17 protein-coding genes and 1 pseudogene are annotated in these 18,209 nt (G+C 56.2%); 10 read left to right on the top strand and 8 right to left on the bottom strand.

The annotated features are described in order from the left end of the window. The first annotated feature begins 93 nt into the window (after window positions 1–93). From yebS to KTH07_RS11065, 4 genes are all read left to right on the top strand, one after another. Entirely contained in the window at window positions 94–1,377 is a 1,284-nt protein-coding gene (gene yebS, locus KTH07_RS11050) for a membrane integrity lipid transport subunit YebS (RefSeq protein ID WP_020480541.1), read from the top strand. Further along, on the top strand, window positions 1,346–3,979 hold the full coding sequence (locus KTH07_RS11055; protein WP_017693254.1) for a PqiB family protein: 2,634 nt from the start codon (window positions 1,346–1,348) through the stop codon (window positions 3,977–3,979). The genes yebS and KTH07_RS11055 overlap by 32 nt, the downstream gene beginning before the upstream one ends. A 56-nt stretch (window positions 3,980–4,035) precedes the next feature. Further along, window positions 4,036–5,499 carry a 16S rRNA (cytosine(1407)-C(5))-methyltransferase RsmF gene (rsmF, locus tag KTH07_RS11060; RefSeq protein ID WP_032619523.1) on the top strand — a complete coding sequence of 488 codons (1,464 nt, stop codon included), beginning with the start codon at window positions 4,036–4,038 and terminating at the stop codon, window positions 5,497–5,499. A gap of 106 nt (window positions 5,500–5,605) precedes the next feature. Next, complete coding sequence (locus tag KTH07_RS11065) at window positions 5,606–5,845, top strand: YebV family protein (protein ID WP_003859885.1); 240 nt, start codon at window positions 5,606–5,608, stop codon at window positions 5,843–5,845. 34 nt (window positions 5,846–5,879) lie between these two features. Here KTH07_RS11065 and pphA read toward each other — a convergent pair whose 3' ends face one another. Beyond that, the gene (gene pphA, locus KTH07_RS11070) at window positions 5,880–6,524 is read right to left on the bottom strand and encodes a protein-serine/threonine phosphatase (RefSeq protein ID WP_017693252.1); all 645 of its coding nucleotides are present in this window, start codon (window positions 6,522–6,524) and stop codon (window positions 5,880–5,882) included. A 167-nt stretch (window positions 6,525–6,691) separates the two neighbouring features. On the opposite strand from pphA, the gene KTH07_RS11075 reads away from it, so the two are divergent. Together KTH07_RS11075 and KTH07_RS11080 are read left to right on the top strand one after the other, a co-directional pair. Next, the gene (locus tag KTH07_RS11075; RefSeq protein ID WP_023303891.1) at window positions 6,692–7,672 is read left to right on the top strand and encodes a VirK/YbjX family protein; all 981 of its coding nucleotides are present in this window, start codon (window positions 6,692–6,694) and stop codon (window positions 7,670–7,672) included. Between the two features lie 45 nt (window positions 7,673–7,717). After that, window positions 7,718–7,915: a hypothetical protein gene (locus tag KTH07_RS11080; RefSeq protein ID WP_017693250.1), complete on the top strand. Its 198-nt coding sequence runs from the start codon at window positions 7,718–7,720 to the stop codon at window positions 7,913–7,915. Window positions 7,916–8,040: 125 nt separating this feature from the next. On the opposite strand, the gene KTH07_RS11085 is transcribed toward KTH07_RS11080, so the two are convergent. The 3 genes from KTH07_RS11085 to yobA are packed head-to-tail and all read right to left on the bottom strand — an operon-like array spanning window position 8,041 to window position 9,638. Further along, window positions 8,041–8,379, bottom strand: a complete 339-nt coding sequence (locus tag KTH07_RS11085; protein WP_003859787.1) for a YebY family protein — start codon at window positions 8,377–8,379, stop codon at window positions 8,041–8,043. A gap of 16 nt (window positions 8,380–8,395) precedes the next feature. Next, a complete protein-coding gene (gene copD, locus KTH07_RS11090) occupies window positions 8,396–9,265 on the bottom strand; it encodes a copper homeostasis membrane protein CopD (protein ID WP_063161934.1) in 870 nt (289 codons plus the stop codon). Between the two features lies 1 nt (window position 9,266). Next, window positions 9,267–9,638: a CopC domain-containing protein YobA gene (yobA, locus tag KTH07_RS11095; RefSeq protein WP_017384342.1), complete on the bottom strand. Its 372-nt coding sequence runs from the start codon at window positions 9,636–9,638 to the stop codon at window positions 9,267–9,269. A gap of 137 nt (window positions 9,639–9,775) precedes the next feature. Between yobA and KTH07_RS11100 the strand changes: the two genes are divergently transcribed. The 3 genes and pseudogenes from KTH07_RS11100 to exoX all read left to right on the top strand — a co-directional run bounded on the left by KTH07_RS11100 (window position 9,776) and on the right by exoX (window position 11,456). Then, entirely contained in the window at window positions 9,776–10,006 is a 231-nt protein-coding gene (locus KTH07_RS11100; RefSeq protein ID WP_003859784.1) for a DNA polymerase III subunit theta, read from the top strand. Between the two features lie 111 nt (window positions 10,007–10,117). Continuing rightward, a pseudogene (locus KTH07_RS11105) lies at window positions 10,118–10,769 on the top strand (nitrilase-related carbon-nitrogen hydrolase). A gap of 24 nt (window positions 10,770–10,793) precedes the next feature. Beyond that, the gene (exoX, locus tag KTH07_RS11110; RefSeq protein ID WP_015570288.1) at window positions 10,794–11,456 is read left to right on the top strand and encodes an exodeoxyribonuclease X; all 663 of its coding nucleotides are present in this window, start codon (window positions 10,794–10,796) and stop codon (window positions 11,454–11,456) included. Here the strand turns inward: exoX and ptrB are convergent. Both ptrB and KTH07_RS11120 read right to left on the bottom strand, forming a co-directional pair. Next, the gene (ptrB, locus tag KTH07_RS11115) at window positions 11,438–13,513 is read right to left on the bottom strand and encodes an oligopeptidase B (protein WP_017693247.1); all 2,076 of its coding nucleotides are present in this window, start codon (window positions 13,511–13,513) and stop codon (window positions 11,438–11,440) included. The two genes, exoX and ptrB, sit on opposite strands and share 19 nt — an antisense overlap. Before the next feature lie 75 nt (window positions 13,514–13,588). After that, complete coding sequence (locus tag KTH07_RS11120; RefSeq protein ID WP_015570286.1) at window positions 13,589–14,239, bottom strand: tellurite resistance TerB family protein; 651 nt, start codon at window positions 14,237–14,239, stop codon at window positions 13,589–13,591. 171 nt (window positions 14,240–14,410) lie between these two features. On the opposite strand from KTH07_RS11120, the gene purT reads away from it, so the two are divergent. Continuing rightward, the gene (gene purT, locus KTH07_RS11125) at window positions 14,411–15,589 is read left to right on the top strand and encodes a formate-dependent phosphoribosylglycinamide formyltransferase (RefSeq protein WP_023303893.1); all 1,179 of its coding nucleotides are present in this window, start codon (window positions 14,411–14,413) and stop codon (window positions 15,587–15,589) included. A 74-nt stretch (window positions 15,590–15,663) separates the two neighbouring features. Here purT and kdgA read toward each other — a convergent pair whose 3' ends face one another. After that, window positions 15,664–16,305, bottom strand: coding sequence for a bifunctional 4-hydroxy-2-oxoglutarate aldolase/2-dehydro-3-deoxy-phosphogluconate aldolase (kdgA, locus tag KTH07_RS11130; protein ID WP_003859774.1), 642 nt, complete (start codon window positions 16,303–16,305; stop codon window positions 15,664–15,666). A 39-nt stretch (window positions 16,306–16,344) separates the two neighbouring features. Further along, the gene (gene edd, locus KTH07_RS11135; protein ID WP_017384346.1) at window positions 16,345–18,156 is read right to left on the bottom strand and encodes a phosphogluconate dehydratase; all 1,812 of its coding nucleotides are present in this window, start codon (window positions 18,154–18,156) and stop codon (window positions 16,345–16,347) included. Between the last annotated feature and the right edge of the window lie 53 nt (window positions 18,157–18,209).

Here is an 18,209-nt window from a genome sequence, read left to right on the forward strand (position 1 = left end):
CCTATTAAAATAAGCATTAAATGCGCTCATGCTCAAGATGAATCCGTTCATGAGTTATTATAACTTTCAACAATACTAATCTGTGTGCGACTGATGGCCCTAAAAACACCCCAAATTACGCCGACACGAAAGATCGTTGTCCGTACGGTAAGCCAGGCTCTGCCCCGTGCACATTATCAGCGTTGTCCCCAGTGCGATACGCTTTTTATGTTGCCGAAGATGAAATCGCACCAAAGTGCTTTTTGTCCATGCTGCGATGCCAAAATCCGCGATGGCCGGGACTGGTCATTGACGCGTCTGGCGGCAATGGCGGTCACCATGCTGCTGCTGATGCCCTTCGCCTGGACCGAGCCGCTGTTAAAGCTCTACCTGCTTGGCGTGCGTATTGACGCTAACGTGTTGCAGGGGATCTGGCAGATGACGCGCCAGGGCGATCCGCTTACGGCCGCCATGGTGCTGTTCTGCGTCGTCGGCGCGCCGTTGGTGCTGGTCGCGGCAATTGCCTACCTGTGGTTTGGCAACATTCTGGGGATGAACCTGCGCCCTGTCCTGCTCATGCTGGAAAAGCTCAAGGAGTGGGTGATGCTGGACATCTATCTGGTAGGCATTGGCGTGGCCTCCATCAAGGTGCAGGATTATGCGTTTTTACAACCCGGCATTGGACTTTTCGCGTTTATTTCACTGGTCCTGCTGAGTATTTTGACCCTGATTCATCTCAATGTTGAACAGCTTTGGGAGCGATTTTACCCGCAGCGCCCCGCGACCCGGCCTGATGAAAACCTGCGCGTCTGCCTGGGCTGCCATTACACCGGTTTTCCGGATAAACGCGGGAGGTGCCCACGCTGCCACATTCCGTTAAGATTGCGACGCAACAACAGCCTGCAAAAGTGCTGGGCGGCGCTAATCGCCTCCCTGGTATTTTTATTCCCGGCCAACATGCTGCCGATCTCCGTAATTTATGTGAACGGCGCCCGTCAGGAAGATACTATCCTTTCGGGGATTATCTCTCTGGCGCACAGTAACGTGGGGGTCGCCGCCATTGTTTTCATCGCCAGTATTCTGGTGCCCTTTACCAAAGTGGTGGTGATGTTTACGCTGCTTATCAGCATTCACTTTAAATGCGAACAAGGACTACGCACCCGCATCCTGCTTCTGCGATTTGTGACCTGGATTGGTCGCTGGTCGATGTTGGATCTGTTCGTGATTTCGCTGATGATGTCGCTCATCAATCGCGATCAGTTACTTGCTTTTACCATGGGACCCGCAGCTTTTTATTTCGGCTCTGCGGTGATATTGACTATTCTTGCAGTGGAATGGCTGGACAGCCGCTTACTTTGGGACGCACATGAGTCAGGAAACGCCCGCTTCGCCGACTGAAGCGAGAATTAAAACAAAACGCCGCATTTCGCCATTCTGGTTGCTGCCTGTCATCGCGCTGATGATCGCAGGCTGGCTTATCTGGACGAGCTATGAAGATCGCGGAAGTACCATCACGATTGATTTCCAGTCTGCGGACGGCATTGTCGCCGGACGTACCCCCGTTCGCTTCCAGGGGGTGGAAGTGGGTACCGTGCAGGATATTTCGCTTGGCAAAGGGCTGAACAAAATCCAGGTCCGGGCGAGCATTAAGTCTGATATGCAGGATGCCCTGCGTGCCGAAACGCAGTTCTGGCTGGTCACGCCTAAAGCCTCCCTGGCCGGCGTTTCCGGACTGGATGCGCTTGTGGGCGGTAACTATATCGGCATGATGCCCGGCAAAGGTGAGCCACAGGATCACTTTGTTGCGCTGGATACCCAGCCGAAATATCGGCTGAATAACGGCGATTTGATGATCCATCTCCGCGCGCCGGATTTGGGCTCGCTGAACAGTGGTTCTCTGGTCTATTTCCGCAAAATTCCGGTAGGCCGCGTTTACGACTACGCCATTAACCCGAACAAAGATGGCGTGACCATTGATGTACTCATCGAGCGCCGTTTTACCAACCTGGTGAAAAAAGGCAGCCGCTTCTGGAACGTCTCAGGCGTCGATGCTGACCTGAGCTTAAGCGGTGCGAAAGTGAAGCTTGAGAGCCTGGCGGCGCTGGTGAATGGCGCTATCGCCTTCGACTCACCTGCTAACTCCAGCCCTGCCGCCGCAGAAGATACCTTTGGCCTGTACGCCGACCTGGCGCACAGCCAGCGCGGTGTCATCGTCAAGCTGACCCTGCCGGATGCCAAAGGCCTGAAAGCCGGTTCGACCCCGCTGATGTACCAGGGTTTAGAGGTCGGGCAACTGACAAAATTAACCCTCAATGCGGGCGGTTCCGTTACCGGCGAAATGACGGTGGATCCGAGTGTGGTGGATCTCCTGCGGGAAAAAACGCGCATTGAACTGCGTAATCCGAAGCTCTCCCTCAGCGACGCCAGCATTAGTTCTCTGCTGACGGGAAGCACCTTTGAGCTGATCCCCGGTGAAGGCGCGCCGAACAAAAACTTTGTTATCGCGCCGGCGGATAAAGCCCTGCTGCAAAAACCGGGCGTGTTGACGGTTACGCTGAATGCGCCGGAAAGCTACGGTATCGAGGCCGGGCAACCGCTGATCCTGCACGGTGTGCAGGTGGGCCAGGTCCTCGAACGTAAGCTGTCGGAAAAAGGGGTCTCCTTCTCCGCCGCCATCGATCCGCAGTATGGCAACCTGGTCCACGGCGACAGTAAATTTGTGGTTAACAGCCGGGTCGACGTGAAGGTGGGTCTGGACGGGGTTGAGTTCCTCGGCGCCAGCGCCAGCGAGTGGGTTAACGGCGGGATCCGCATTCTGCCGGGCAGCAAAGGTGCGCTGCGCGAAAGCTATCCGCTGTTCGCCAATCTGGACAAAGCCATTGAAAATAGCCTTGGCGACCTGCCAACCACCACGCTGACCTTAAGCGCTGAAACGCTGCCGGATGTCCAGGCAGGCTCCGTCGTGCTTTACCGTAAGTTTGAGGTGGGGGAAGTGATCACCGTTCGTCCTCGTGCGGACGCGTTTGATATCGAACTGCATATCAAGCCGGAGTACCGCAAGCTGCTCACGCCAAACAGCGTGTTCTGGGCTGAGGGTGGCGCGAAAGTGCAGCTCAACGGCAGCGGGCTGACCGTACAGGCATCGCCTCTCTCCCGTGCCCTGCGCGGTGCGATCAGCTTCGATAACCTGAGCGGCGCGGGCGGCAACATGCGTAAAGGTGACAAGCGGATCCTCTTCCCGTCCGAAACCGCGGCGCGCGCGGTCGGGGGGCAGATTACCCTGCACACCTTTGATGCCGGTAAACTGGCAGAAGGCATGCCCATCCGCTATCTCGGCATTGATATCGGGCAGGTCCAGAAGCTGACGCTGATCACCGCACGCAATGAAGTGCAGGCGACCGCCGTGCTTTATCCGGAATATGTGCAGACGTTTGCCCGGGCAGGCTCGCGCTTCTCGGTAGTTACGCCGCAAATTTCTGCCGCAGGGGTTGAGCATCTCGATACCATACTTCAGCCGTACATTAACGTTGAACCGGGTCGCGGCAACGCACGTCGTGAATTTGAGTTGCAGGAGGCCACCATCACCGACTCCCGTTACCTGGACGGTCTGAGCATTGTGGTTGAAGTGCCGGAAGCCGGTTCGCTGGGCATCGGTACGCCGGTCCTGTTCCGCGGCATTGAAGTAGGGACAGTAACAAGCCTGACGCTGGGTAATCTGTCCGATCGCGTGATGGTCGGCCTGCGCATCAGCCAGCGTTATCAGCATCTGGTGCGCAACAACTCGGTGTTCTGGCTCGCTTCAGGCTACTCGCTGGACTTCGGCCTGACCGGTGGCGTGGTCAAAACGGGGACCTTTAATCAGTTCATTCGCGGCGGCATTGCCTTCGCGACGCCGCCTGGCACGCCTCTGGCGCCTAAGGCGCAGGCAGGTAAGCACTTCCTGCTGCTGGAAAGTGAACCGAAAGAGTGGCGCGAATGGGGAACGGCGCTGCCGCGTTAATCTTGCAGGCTCCGGTGTCAACGCGCCGGAGCCTTTATGTTACACTGCGCGCCTGAATGTTTCCCTGTGGTGTGCCCGTGGCTCAAAACTCCGTATTTCTTCCCGAACAATTCCTCGCACAGATGCGCGAGGCGCTTCCAGCTCATCTCTCTTTCGACGATTTCGTTGCCGCCTGCCAGCGCCCTTTGCGCCGGAGTATTCGCGTCAATACGCTGAAAATCAGCGTCGGGGCGTTTCTGGATCTCGTCTCCCCCTACGGCTGGCAATTAACGCCAGTGCCGTGGTGTGAAGAGGGTTTCTGGATCGAACGGGATGACGAGGAGAGCCTGCCGCTCGGCAGCACCGCCGAGCACCTGAGCGGGCTGTTTTATATTCAGGAAGCCAGCTCCATGCTGCCGGTTGCTGCGCTGTTTGCCGACGGGAACCAGCCTGAGCGGGTTATGGATGTCGCGGCGGCGCCGGGCTCTAAAACCACGCAGATTGCCGCCCGGATGAATAACCGCGGCGCGATCCTCGCCAACGAATTTTCCGCCAGCCGCGTTAAAGTCCTGCACGCCAATATCAGCCGCTGCGGGATCCACAACGTCGCGTTAACGCACTTCGATGGTCGCGTGTTTGGCGCTGCCCTGCCGGAAGCCTTTGATGCCATCCTGCTCGACGCGCCCTGCTCCGGCGAAGGCGTGGTGCGTAAAGATCCTGATGCGTTAAAAAACTGGTCCGTTGAAAGCAACCTGGAGATCGCCGCCACACAGCGCGAACTGATCGACAGCGCGTTTCATGCCCTGCGCCCAGGCGGGACGCTGGTTTATTCCACCTGCACGCTGAATCGCGATGAAAACGAGGACGTCTGCCTGTGGCTCAAGCAACGCTATGCGGATGCCGTCGAGTTTCTGCCGCTGGACACCCTCTTCGACTCGGCCAGTCATGCGGCCACGCCTGAAGGCTTCCTGCATGTCTTCCCACAGATTTACGATTGCGAAGGCTTCTTTGTTGCCCGTCTGCGTAAAACCCGCGCCGTCGATCCCTTGCCTGCCCCTAAGTTTAAGGTCGGCAACTTCCCGTTCACGCCGGTCAAAGGCCGTGAGGCGGCACAGGCGCAAGCGGCTGCGAGCAAAGTCGGCCTGCACTGGGATGAGAGCCTGCGCCTCTGGATGCGTGACAAAGAGCTGTGGCTGTTCCCGGTCAACATCGAACCGCTGATTGGTAAGGTGCGTTTCTCCCGCCTCGGTATTCGCCTGGCGGAGATCCACAACAAAGGCTATCGCTGGCAGCACGAAGCGGTCATTGCGCTGGACGGCAGTGAGAACACCTTTGCCCTGACGCATCAGGAAGCGGAAGAGTGGTATCGCGGTCGTGACGTTTACCCGGAAGACGGCCCGTCACAGGATGAAGTCATCGTGACGTATCAGGGCTATCCGCTGGGGCTGGCGAAAAAAGTCGGCTCGCGGCTGAAAAACAGCTATCCGCGCGAACTGGTACGCGATGGCCGCCTGTTTACCGGTAACAACCGCAGCGCCTGAAAAAAAGCGCATTTTTTTACTGGCGATTTCGCTCTCCTTGTCTAGGATCAAAAATGGGTGACTGCACTGGTCATACCAGATTTTGGGCAACAAACCGGAGAGCATTATGACGAAAACCAGCGTACGCATTGGCGCTTTTGAAATCGACGACGCTGAATTGCGCGGCGAATCACAAGGCGAACGAACGTTAAGTATTCCCTGCAAATCCGATCCGGATTTGTGCATGCAGCTGGACGCCTGGGATGCAGATACCAGCGTCCCGGCGATCCTTGATGGGGAACATTCCGTTCTGTACCGTGAGCATTACGACAGTAAAACCGATGCCTGGGTCTTGCGTCTTGCCTGACCCAAAGAGAACCCGCCCGAAGGCGGGTTATTTATTACTGAAGCTGCGCCAGCGTCAGAAAGCCCCCGAATACTGCCCCCGTATCAATGTAGTGCAGATTGTTAAAATCGTAGCGTTTGTCCACAGGCGTATGTCCAAACCAGAAGTGATCCGCACCGCTAATGCCCTGCCCTTTGCCCACCATAAAGCCCATTAGCCGGTCGCGATCCCACAGCACGCGCTGGGCATCCACCGGCTTATGCCAGCCATATTCGGCGGAGGGATAATCCGCATGAGCAATCACGTTCAGACCGTTTTTGCAGGTTATTTCAATAATGTGCGGTAAGTCCCGACACGCATCGAGTAAACCCTTCGCCTGTTTTTGTTGAGCGTCCTTAAGCCCGGTAAACCAGTTACCGCCATTTATCGACCAGGGACTAAAATCATTATTTTCAAGCGCATCTAACGCCATTTGCTCGTGATTGCCGCGTACCGCATAAAACCAGTTTTCCTGCATCAGCTGTAAACATTTTACGCTGTCAGGCCCGCGATCGATAATATCCCCCACCGAGATCAGCAGATCCGTATCAGGATTAAAATGCCGTCGTTTCAGCTCATCCATAAGCCACTGATAGCAACCATGAATATCGCTGACAACCCAGACATGACGCCAGTGTTCTCCCTCTATTTTCTGATACATAACGCCTCCTGTAAGAAGTATAGCTGCCACAGAAAATGTCATGAGCTGGCGTTGGATTTTGCCAATCCAAACAAACCATAAACCAGCAGGAAATAAAGATCGCTGCGCTATTAATCCCTTATTCCCTGGCCTTTAAAATAGAGCGGAATAAAAAGAGGGATTTTCACGTGTCAAACATACACCTGCAAAACGATGTTTTTTATCCGCATCGCACAAATATTATTTCTGAACTGGTGAGAGGAAAACGCGTTCCCGGCCCAATCTGGCACAAACGTGATTACCGGTTAAAGTTCCTTCTACGCTCGCTTTTATTCTGGTCCTCCACCCATCGCATGCTGGAGGCCCTGTCCGGGCGCGATGATTTCGACAGGCTGCTCACCTCTCAAATTACCTTGCCGAGCAAAACTCACCGCCAGTATCTGATGCGCGGCCTGAACTCAAACGATCGGGCCGATGCTATCATCAGCCACTATCAGTGGATTGATAGTCTGAAAAACATCGCCCTCGCCCACGCGCTGACCAGCCCGCAAGAGGTGCCGGTTGTCCGGTTCGAGGCAAAAAACGGCGAAATCTATACCGTCCACGCCTCGTCCGCAGGTAAGGCCGAACGCGAAGGCGAAAGCACGCTTTGGCTGCACGACAATGACAATACGCTGCTTGCCAGCCTGACGTTCTGTGTCGCACGCAGTAACGGCCGTACGGTGCTGGTGATCGGCGGCCTTCAGGGTCCACGTCGTCATGTTTCACGGGAGGTGATTAAGCAGGCTACCCGTGCCTGCCATGGGCTTTTCCCGAAACGCGTGCTGATGGAGGTGATCTTCCAGCTTGCCTCACGCTCGAACATTAGCGCGATTTTTGCCGTCAGCGATGAAGGCCATGTTTTCCGCGCGCTGCGCTACCGTCTGAGCAAAGGCCGTCATTTTCACGCCAGCTACGACGAGTTCTGGGAAGGCCTGAACGGAAAGAAACTCTCCCCCTTCTGCTGGCAGTTGCCGCTCCAGATGGAGCGTAAAGCACTGGAGGAGATTGCCAGCAAAAAACGCGCCGAATACCGTCGCCGCTTTGCGTTACTTGATGATATTGCGGCTTCCGTACATGCGCGCATTGATCCCGCAGTCGTCTCAGGCAAAATACAAACAAAAATTTAACAAAACAGCCAAAAAGGACTGGACTTACGCCTGCCGGGTTGTGGTATGTTTGAGGCAGGCGCACAGGAAGTGAACCTTCTGCTGAGACGAAAACCGGATTTTATCGTTTATTTTCAAGCAGATAAAAAGAGACCGAATACGATTCCTGTATTCGGTCCAGGGAAATGGCTCTTGGGAGAGAGCCGTGCGCTAAAAGTTGGCATTAATGCAGGCTCAATCGCCTTGCCCTTTAAGAATAGATGACGACGTCAGGTTTTCCAGTCCACAGCAAAAGTGGTCTGAAAAAAAGCGTCAGAACATCACTAAATGTGAAAAACCGCAGAGCTTTTACAAGCACCTGCGGTTTTTTTTTACTGGAAACCTGACGGCTAGCAGAGCTTTTCAGCGCGCTCAATAAACGGTGCCAGACTCTTCTTCTGCCCGGGGTTTGCCGGGTCATCTACCTGGATCACGCTGACAGGCTGTCCGTTACTTTTCCCGCTGGCAACCTGCTGCTCCGCCACGTCATTTAACGGATACTGCACGAGCGTACTGGGATTGATGACATACAGCGCGTTACCGGGACGGCAGGTAAGCATGACTTCTTCACGATTAAATGCCCAGTTGTCCTTACCCACCTCAAACCGGCTGACGGTGATGACCTGCGGCGCGGCTAACGCACTGCTGGCACAGGTGAGAAGTAAAAGAGAAAGCAGTGTCTTTTTCATATGTTATTTAACCTTGTCAGAAGGGTTCCCAGGTCGCGAACAGGCTGACGGCGGCCAGTACCAGCGCGCCCAGCACCACCTCTGCCTGTGTCATCCTGATAAAAATCTGTTGTTCCCGCCCGGCCTCCGGGCGAAAGCGTGGCACAAGAAAATACCGATTCGCCAGCGCAATTGCCACCATCATCATGACCAGCGCACATTTGAACAACAACAGCTGGACATAAGGCGCCTGCCACGGCACGTTTATGCCAACAATAAAGAACGTATTGATTATCCCGGTCAGCAGCACGCCTGCCACGGCGTAATGCCCCACGCGGGAGAAGCGCATCATGGTAAAGATAGCGGCTGGCTGCCAGCGGCCTTTCGCCAGACGCATACAAAACAGCAGCGGCAGTAAACCACCCACCCAGGTCGCGGCGCAGAGCAGGTGAAGCGCATGGTTGAGACGATGCAACGCTCCCGGTGCGCCACCGTTCATCGCGGCATGTCCCACGCCCGCCAGCAGCACCAGCTGCCCCATCGCGAGCAGTAACAGCCGTGAGCCTTTTTGCGGGGTAAGCCATGCAGCGCCCGCCGTCACAGCGGCCAGCACCATTTGCCACAACCAGACGCCGCCAAATTGCGTTCCCAGCACGCTGCGCCAGACCGCCGGACGAATGACATCGCCCCATCCGTTGCCCATCAACCCACTTTGCAGGCCAAACATCAGCAGAGCCGCTATCAGGCTGATTAAGGCCGCGAGTTTCTGCTGCCGCTGGAAACGCCGGGTCATGAGGCGCTGCAACGAAGACGGCGCAAACCAGACGCTGTAGAGCGCGTTGCCGAAAAGCAGCATCAGCGCAGCAAAATGGATAAAGCGTAACGCGACGTAGCTCAGGGTCAGCATGCTATTTCACGCTAAAGTGATAGCTGCCTTTGGTTTTGTGGCCATCCACGGAGACCACATGCCAGTCCACCGTGTAGGTGCCGGACGTCAACGGTTTCTCAAGAGGAACAATCAGCTTTGCGTTATCCTTCTCGTCACGCTTCACCGCGCCGGTCTGGATCTTGTGCTGCTGCGCGTCCGTCACCACCACGCCGCTGAAGGCTGGCTCAATGCCTTCCGAGAAGTTCAGGGTAATGACCTCTGGTGCCACCGCAACGGTATTTTCCTGCGGGGATTGCTGCTTAAGATGCGCATGGGCCAGAACTGAGGGCGTGATGGCTGAAGAGAGCAGAAATGCCAGCGCGCACGCGACACGGGAAGGGGTAAAATGCATCACAATCATTCCTTTTCGTTATGCCTGAATGCTAAAGAATAACTCTGTATAATTAACGAGTCGAGGAACATCCTTTGCTCCCTTGTCATCGTTGAACAATCGCGGTAACGTTGCCGCCGCAGAAAAAGGAGAAGGAAATGAACGTTAACCTGGCCGCCCTTCCTCAGGACGAGATGGACAAAGTGAATGTCGATCTCGCCGCCGCGGGGGTCGCATTCAAAGAGCGTTACAACATGCCCGTCGTGGCTGAAGTGGTAGAGCGTGAACAACCCGCGCATCTGCGCGACTGGTTTCGCGAACGTCTCATTGCGCATCGCCTCGCCTCCGTCAATCTCTCGCGCCTGCCGTACGAACCTAAAGTTAAATAAGCTTAACGTCTCGTTACACTTCCTTACGCGTTATGTGGCAGGATAAGAAAACCCTGATAAATTTAGGTGTAATCTTAAAATCCCAGCGACTTAGTGTATAAGGAAGTCACGATGTCACGATGGAATATTGCCGCGGCTCAGTATGCCCCGCGGCACAACTGTGTTGATGAGCACGTAAAACATCACCTGCACTTTATTGCCGAGGCTGCCTGGCATGGGTGCGATTTAATCGTCTTTCCGGAGCTTTCGCTTACCGGCCCAGGCGGAACATCCTTACCCCCACCCCCTGACGATTTGCAGCTTGCCCCCCTCCTTCACGCCGCCCAGTCACGTTTCATCACGGTGATTGCTGGTATTACACTCCAGCAACACGGCCAGCGCCAGAAAGGACTCGCGCTTTTCACCCCCTAACCTGTCGACCATCCGGCGTTATCCGCAGGGCAACGGTGCAGGTGTTATTCCTGGCGATAAACGGTTAACCATCGTGGATAACCAGGCTGACGCCCCGGAACTGGACCCGGAGGCAACGCTGTTCACCAGCAGCCTGGCCGTGGGCGAGCATCGCTGGCGGCAATCCATCGGTTCGTTACAACGCTTCGCGCACAAGTACGCCATCGCGGTATTAATGGCGAACGCGCGCGGCGGTAGCGCGTTATGGGATGAAAAAGGTCAGCTGATCGTACGTGCCGATAAGGGAGAACTGCTGCTAACCGGTTCTTTAGGCCAACAGGGTTGGCAAGGCGATATCATTCCATTAGGCTAGGCATTTTTGGATCAGGAGCGATCAATGCTGCGCGTTATCGATACCGAAACCTGTGATTTGCAGGGTGGAATTGTGGAAGTCGCTTCTGTCGACGTGATTGACGGAAAGATAGTCAACCCCATGAGCCATCTGGTGCGCCCGGATCGTCCCATCAGTGCGCAGGCGATGGCGATACATCGTATTACGGAATCGATGGTGGCGGATAAGCCGTGGATTGAAGAGATCATCCCTCTTTACCACGGTAGCCAGTGGTATGTGGCCCATAACGCCAGCTTTGACCGCCGCGTGCTGCCGGAGATGCCCGGCGAATGGATTTGCACTATGAAGCTGGCGCGCCGTCTGTGGCCGGGGATCAAATACAGCAATATGGCGCTGTATAAGTCGCGCAAACTCAGCGTACGGACGCCGGAAGGGCTGCATCATCACCGCGCTCTTTACGACTGCTACATCACCGCAGCGCTCCTGATTGATATCATGAATACTTCCGGCTGGACGCCAGACGATATGGCGACCATTACCGGGCGCCCCGCGCTACTGACCACCTTTACGTTCGGAAAATATCGCGGGAAGCCAGTATCGGAAGTGGCGGACAAAGATCCGGGCTATCTGCGCTGGCTGTACAACAACCTCGACAGAATGAGCCCGGAACTGCGCCTGACGCTGAAGCATTATTTAGGCGAAGCCTGAGTCCCCGCCCGGCCTGGCAGCGTATCCTGCGCCAGGCCAATCAAAAAGGCGTACTCCAGCGCCACCCCTTCATAGGATTTAAATCGCCCTGATTTCCCTCCGTGCCCCGAGTCCATATCGGTACACAGCAGCAGTAAATTATCGTCAGTTTTCAGCTCACGCAACTTCGCCACCCATTTCGCGGGCTCCCAGTACTGTACCTGGGAATCGTGCAGGCCGGTGGTCACCAGCATATGCGGATAGGCTTTCGCCTCGACGTTATCGTACGGGCTGTACTCTTTCATGTAGCGATAATAGGTTTCATCCTGCGGGTTCCCCCACTCCTCAAACTCCCCGGTGGTCAGTGGAATGGACTCATCCAGCATGGTCGTCACCACGTCCACAAACGGCACCTGGGCGATAACGCCTTTAAACAGTTCAGGCCGCTGGTTGATCACGGCGCCCATAAGCATGCCCCCGGCGCTGCCCCCCATGCCAAAGCAGAGCTGCGGATCGCCATAACCCTGCGCGATCAGCGCATCGCAAACATCAAGGTAGTCATTAAAGGTATTTTTCTTTTTGAGAAATTTTCCGTCTTCATACCAGTGCTGACCCAGCTCGCCGCCGCCGCGAATATGGGCAATCGCATAAACAAAACCGCGGTCGAGCAGGCTCAGCCTGCTGCTGCTGAAATCGGCGTCCATGCTGGATCCATAGGAGCCATAGCCATAGACGAGGATGGGGTTTTTACCTTTGTTGAAGTGCGCCTTGTGATAGACGAGCGACACTGGGACTTCAACGCCGTCACGTGCGGTCACCCACAGGTGCTCACTGCGATAATTTTCCGACTCAAAACCCCGGACCTCAGCCTGTTTAATCACCTGACGCTGCCCGGTGTCCATATCCAGTTCAAACAACGTATCCGGGGTGGTCATCGACGAATAGCCGTACCGCAGGCGGGACGATTCCGGTTCCGGGTTAAAGCCGATCCACGTTACGTAAGCCGGGTCATCGAACGCAATGCCCACCACTTCGCGGGTTTTGCGGTTGATTTGGCGGATACTGGTCAGTCCGCGCTGACGCTCTTCCACCACCAGCCAGTCGGTAAACAGGGTGAACCCCTCCAGCATCACCTGATCGCGCGCGGGAATTAACACTTCCCATTTGCGTTCATCGCGCACTTTGGTTTTATAAAGGCCAAAGTTTTTGCCCTCGCGGTTCGAACGCAAGTAAAAGCTGTGCTGGAAGTGATCCAGGCTGTACTCATGATCTTTACGGCGCGGCAGGAAGCACAGAGGCTGCGCATCCGGCAGCTCTGCATCCAGCAGCAGCACTTCTGAGGTGGTGGCGCTGGAGAGGAAAATGATCACGTAGTGGCGAGACGACGTTTTGTGCAGGCTGACATAGAACGTCTCATCTTTTTCCTCATACACCAGTTCATCGTCGGCGGAATCGGTCCCCACCGTATGACGCCAGACCTGATAAGGCAGCAGCGTTGAGACATGCTTTTTAACGTAGTAGACCGTTTCTGAATCGTTACCCCAGACGAAATCGGGGGAGACATTATCCAGCATTTCGGGATACCAGTTTCCCGTTTCAAGATTGCGGAAACGCAAACCGTACTGGCGGCGGGAAAGGTAATCCTCAGCCAGCGCCATAATGGCGTTATCGGGGGAAATGGACATGCCGCCCAGCGTATAAAACTCACTGTGGGCAGCACGTTTGTTGGCATCCAGCAGGATCTCCCATTCATCCCACTCGGCGCTCAGCACAGACTGGCGCTGGTAGATGGGATATTCGTTTCCCGGCTCATAAATATGGCGATAGCGATAACCGTTCTTGCACCACGGGGCAGAGACATCACGCTGGGGGATACGCTGCACCATTTCCTTCAGAAGTTGATCCTGAAGCGCCTGCTGGCTGGCCATGACCTGGCGGCCATAGTCGTTTTCCTCGTGCAGATAGTCCAGCACCTCTGGCCGGGAACGAGAATCGTCCCGCAGCCAGTAGTAGTTATCTATACGCGTATCGCCATGCGTGGTGATCGCATAAGGAGTACGTCGGGCTTTTGGAGGCATGGCATTCTTACTTTTTCGTTTTACATCCTATAAGGTTGGCAAAACACGCGTATGATGCAAGCGAAACATGGCCTTCTAGCCCACGAGGGTCTGCTTCTGCTGCTGAATATCCTGCTCAATTCCCTCACGAACGTCCTGTGGGATCTTCAGCGCATCGCCCAGGGCGTTCAGGTAGCTGCGCTCCATAAAGTGATCGATATCGATGGCGGCACAGCTCAGAAAATAGAGTTCCAGCGCCTCTTCTTCGTTTTTCACGCTTTGCGCCAGACGCTGCGGATCAAGCGGCTGTTCGATGGCCTGCGCCACCAGCGCCCTGCCCTGTTCCTCAACGCCCGCTTCCCGCATCTGCTGTTCAATTGCGGCACGTTCACTGGCATCAATATGCCCGTCGCTCTTGGCCGCAAAGACCAGGGCGAGGATCAACCGCTCGGTGCGTAAATCTAACGGCGATACCTGCTTCCCGTACTGCGGTTCATCCTGATGCGCGCTGCGCACCTTGTCTTTGTATTTGTTCCATAAGACGGAGCCTGCAATAGCCCCTCCGCCCGCCAGCAGCGCGCCGGTACCATATTTGGTAAGCAGTTTCCGCGATGATTTATTGGCAACCAGCAAACCGGCCAGCCCGCCGAGCGCACCCGGCACCAGCAGCTTGCTCAGACCCTGCTCGCCGGACGACGAGCCTTTTTGTCCCAACAGGGATTGCAGTTGATTCATCCAGCCTGACATATTTTTCCTCACGTAACAGTGCGTAACCTTCACAGCCTAAGCGAGCGGGTGTCAGGAAATGTCTGTCAGTACTAAAGAAGCGCAAATTTCCCTGCTGTCCGGTTATCCCCATACAAGACAGACGCAAACGTTTTCGTTTATACTGCCCGCATCTTTTTCAGGGGGATTTTTATGACTCGTTTAGGAACCGCGCTGCGTCCCGCCGCGACGCGCGTCATGCTGTTGGGATCGGGTGAACTGGGTAAAGAAGTGGCCATTGAATGCCAGCGTTTAGGTGTGGAAGTGATTGCGGTGGACCGTTACGCGAATGCGCCCGCCATGCACGTCGCGCATCGCTCGCACGTCATCGATATGCTTGACGGTAATGCGCTGCGGGGGTTAATTGCCGACGAAAAACCGGATTTCGTGGTACCTGAAATTGAGGCCATTGCCACTGAGATGTTGATTGCCCTTGAACAGGAAGGCCAGCGCGTGGTGCCCTGCGCCACTGCGGCAAAACTGACCATGAACCGGGAAGGCATTCGTCGCCTGGCGGCAGAAGAATTACAGCTCCCGACCTCCAGCTACCGTTTTGCCGGGGATAAAGCTGCGTTTCTCCAGGCCGTAGAGGAGATTGGCTACCCGTGCATCATTAAGCCGGTAATGAGCTCCTCCGGCAAAGGGCAGAGCTTTATCCGCGACAGCAGCACGCTGGACAACGCCTGGGACTATGCCCAGCAGGGAGGCCGAGCCGGGGCCGGGCGCGTCATCGTGGAAGGCGTGGTGAAGTTTGATTTTGAAATTACCCTGCTCACCGTCAGCGCCGTGGATGGCGTTTATTTCTGCGACCCGATTGGTCATCGGCAGGAAGACGGCGATTATCGCGAATCCTGGCAGCCGCAGCAGATGAGCGCGCTGGCGCTGGCACGCGCACAGGAGATCGCCCGCAAGACGGTGCTGGCGCTGGGCGGCTACGGCCTGTTCGGCGTGGAATTGTTTGTTTGCGGCGACGAGATGATCTTCAGCGAAGTCTCCCCTCGTCCGCACGATACCGGGATGGTTACGCTGATTTCACAGGATCTCTCTGAGTTCGCGCTGCATGTACGCGCTTTCCTCGGTCTGCCGGTTGGCGGCATCCGTCAGTACGGCCCGGCAGCCTCGGCGGTGATCCTGCCGCAGCTGACCAGCCAGAATGTCACCTTTGATAACGTCGAAGGTGCGGTTGGCGCAGGCTTGCAGGTCCGGCTGTTCGGCAAACCGGAGATCGACGGAAGCCGTCGTCTGGGCGTGGCATTAGCGACCGGGGAAAATGTGGACGAAGCCGTCGCGAGAGCAAAAAGAGCGGCTGCGAACGTCAGCGTAGCAGGATAAAAAAACGGGCCGAAAGGCCCGTTTTAACTGTCTGGCTGGCCGGGTTAGGCGCAGCCGACACCCGGCAAACAAACTTACTGTTTCGCGCCTTCTACCGCTTCGCGAGCCAGTTTAGTGATGCGATCCCAGTCGCCTGCTTCCAGCGCATCCGCCGGAACCAGCCAGGAGCCGCCGATGCACAGCACGCTTTTCAGCGCCAGATAGTCACGGTAGTTGGCCGGAGAGATGCCGCCCGTTGGGCAGAAACGCACCTGGGAGAATGGGCCCGCAATGGCCTGCAACGCTTTGGTGCCGCCGTTCGCTTCAGCCGGGAAGAATTTGAACTCTTTCAGGCCGTAGTCCATGCCCAGCATCAGTTCAGAAACGGTGCTGATACCCGGGATCAGCGGAATAGAACCTTCGGTTGCGGCTTTCAGTAGCGGCTCAGTCAGCCCCGGGCTGATGGCAAACTGTGCGCCCGCTTCGGTCACTTCCGCCAGCTGCTGCGCATTCAGAACCGTACCTGCACCGATGATCGCTTCCGGCACTTCTTTGGCGATAGCGCGGATCGCATCCATCGCACAGGCCGTACGCAGGGTCACTTCCAGAACACGAACGCCACCCGCAACCAGCGCCTTCGCCATTGGGACAGCGTGCTCCAGTTTGTTTACCACAATAACCGGCACGACAGGGCCAGTGGTCAGGATTGCTTCTGCACTTGTTTTCCAGTTTTTCATCAGAGTTTTCTCTCGCCAGATCGTTAAAATCAAGTCGTCTTAAAACGTAATACAGGTTGCGCCCTGCTCCGCACCGGAGAGTTTCTCACGCAACGCACCAAACATTTCGCGTCCGGTACCCACGCGTGACGCGCTCAGGTCAGGAATATGTGGCTGACGCGCCGCCAGCTCTGCTTCATCCACCAGCAGGGTTAACTCGCCTGTCTGACCGTTAACGCGGATCATGTCACCATCACGCACTTTCGCCAGCAGGCCGCCGTCGTAGGCTTCCGGGGTGACATGAATCGCTGAAGGCACTTTACCGGATGCCCCCGAGAGGCGTCCATCGGTTACCAGCGCAATTTTGAAACGGCGGTCCAATAATACACCAAGCGGCGGCATAAGTTTATGTAATTCTGGCATCCCGTTCGCTTTTGGTCCCTGATGACGCACCACGACCACGCAGTCTTTATCAAGCAGACCCGCGTCAAAGGCAGGTAAAACGTCGTGCTGGCTTTCAAACACCACCGCCGGGGCTTCGATAACCTGATTCTCTTCCGGCACGGCAGAGGTTTTCATCACGGCACGTCCAAGGTTACCGCTCAGCACTTTGGTGCCGCCGTGAGGAGAGAACGGCTGTTCGAAGGTTGCGATAACCTGAGGATCGAGCGAGTCGCTCGCCCCTTCGCGCCAGTCCAGCTCACCGTTGTTCAGCCAGGGTTCAAGGGTATAGCGATGCAGACCAAAGCCCGCCACCGTGTTGACATCCTCATGCAGCAGGCCGCCTTTCAGCAGCTCGCGCATCAGCACCGGCACGCCGCCCGCGGCCTGGAAGTGGTTGATGTCCGCCGGACCGTTCGGGTACAGACGCGCCATCAGCGGTACCACGGAGGAGATATCGGAGAAGTCATCCCAGTTGATCAGAATGCCCGCCGCGCGCGCCATCGCGACAAGGTGCATGGTATGGTTGGTTGAACCGCCGGTCGCCAGCAGGGCGACAATCCCGTTTACGATGACTTTTTCATCCACCATTTTGCCCATTGGCATCCACTCGTTGCCGTTACCGGTCAGGCGCGTCACCTGACGGGCTGCGGCTTCGGTCAGCGCTTTACGCAGTGGCGCATCCGGCTGGATGAACGACGAGCCCGGCAGCTGCATACCCATAAACTCCACCACCATCTGGTTGGTGTTGGCCGTACCGTAGAACGTACAGGTGCCCGGCGCATGATAGGACGCGGCTTCCGCTTCCAGCAGTGCCTGACGGTCCGCTTTTCCTTCGGCATACAGCTGGCGGATACGGACTTTTTCCTTGTTTGGCAGACCGCTAGCCATCGGGCCTGACGGCACAAAAATCGCTGGCAGATGGCCAAACGACAGCGCGGCCATCACCAGCCCCGGGACGATTTTGTCGCACACGCCCAGATAGAGCGCGCCATCAAACATGTTGTGAGAGAGGCCCACTGCCGCCGACATGGCGATCACTTCGCGGCTCAGCAAGGACAGCTCCATACCGTCCTGGCCTTGGGTTACGCCATCACACATGGCCGGCACGCCGCCTGCAACCTGGCCCACCGCGTTCACGCTGTGCAGCGCATTGCGGATGATAGCCGGGTAGGCCTCATACGGCTGGTGGGCTGAAAGCATGTCGTTATAGGAGGTAATGATGGCGATATTGTTACGCAACATGCTTTTCAGCGCGTCTTTATCACCAGGCTGGCAGGCCGCAAAGCCGTGGGCCAGATTCCCGCAGGCCAGCTGAGAGCGATGGACAGTTTCACTCTTCGCCTGTTCGATGCGGGCAAGGTAGGCAGCACGGGTCTCTTTCGAGCGTTCAACGATGCGTTGTGTTACGCGTAACAATGTCGGATTCATAAAAGCTCCTCTAATTTATCTGTCCAGGCTCGGGAGTTTACACAGTTTCTGAC

Origin of the sequence: Enterobacter cloacae complex sp. ECL72 (assembly GCF_019056635.1) — a bacterium.
Taxonomy (GTDB): Bacteria; Pseudomonadota; Gammaproteobacteria; order Enterobacterales; family Enterobacteriaceae; genus Enterobacter; species Enterobacter hormaechei_C.

Coding starts and splice junctions, on each gene's coding strand:
- ptrB (WP_017693247.1), bottom strand. CDS start 13,513: ATGCCTCCAAAAGCCCGACGTACTCCTTATGCGATCACCACGCATGGC.
- KTH07_RS11085 (WP_003859787.1), bottom strand. CDS start 8,379: ATGAAAAAGACACTGCTTTCTCTTTTACTTCTCACCTGTGCCAGCAGT.
- KTH07_RS11120 (WP_015570286.1), bottom strand. CDS start 14,239: ATGTCAGGCTGGATGAATCAACTGCAATCCCTGTTGGGACAAAAAGGC.
- rsmF (WP_032619523.1), top strand. CDS start 4,036: ATGTTTCCCTGTGGTGTGCCCGTGGCTCAAAACTCCGTATTTCTTCCC.
- exoX (WP_015570288.1), top strand. CDS start 10,794: ATGCTGCGCGTTATCGATACCGAAACCTGTGATTTGCAGGGTGGAATT.
- pphA (WP_017693252.1), bottom strand. CDS start 6,524: ATGTATCAGAAAATAGAGGGAGAACACTGGCGTCATGTCTGGGTTGTC.
- purT (WP_023303893.1), top strand. CDS start 14,411: ATGACTCGTTTAGGAACCGCGCTGCGTCCCGCCGCGACGCGCGTCATG.
- KTH07_RS11055 (WP_017693254.1), top strand. CDS start 1,346: ATGAGTCAGGAAACGCCCGCTTCGCCGACTGAAGCGAGAATTAAAACA.
- KTH07_RS11065 (WP_003859885.1), top strand. CDS start 5,606: ATGACGAAAACCAGCGTACGCATTGGCGCTTTTGAAATCGACGACGCT.
- copD (WP_063161934.1), bottom strand. CDS start 9,265: ATGCTGACCCTGAGCTACGTCGCGTTACGCTTTATCCATTTTGCTGCG.
- KTH07_RS11080 (WP_017693250.1), top strand. CDS start 7,718: ATGTTTGAGGCAGGCGCACAGGAAGTGAACCTTCTGCTGAGACGAAAA.
- kdgA (WP_003859774.1), bottom strand. CDS start 16,305: ATGAAAAACTGGAAAACAAGTGCAGAAGCAATCCTGACCACTGGCCCT.
- KTH07_RS11100 (WP_003859784.1), top strand. CDS start 9,776: ATGAACGTTAACCTGGCCGCCCTTCCTCAGGACGAGATGGACAAAGTG.
- edd (WP_017384346.1), bottom strand. CDS start 18,156: ATGAATCCGACATTGTTACGCGTAACACAACGCATCGTTGAACGCTCG.
- yebS (WP_020480541.1), top strand. CDS start 94: ATGGCCCTAAAAACACCCCAAATTACGCCGACACGAAAGATCGTTGTC.
- yobA (WP_017384342.1), bottom strand. CDS start 9,638: ATGCATTTTACCCCTTCCCGTGTCGCGTGCGCGCTGGCATTTCTGCTC.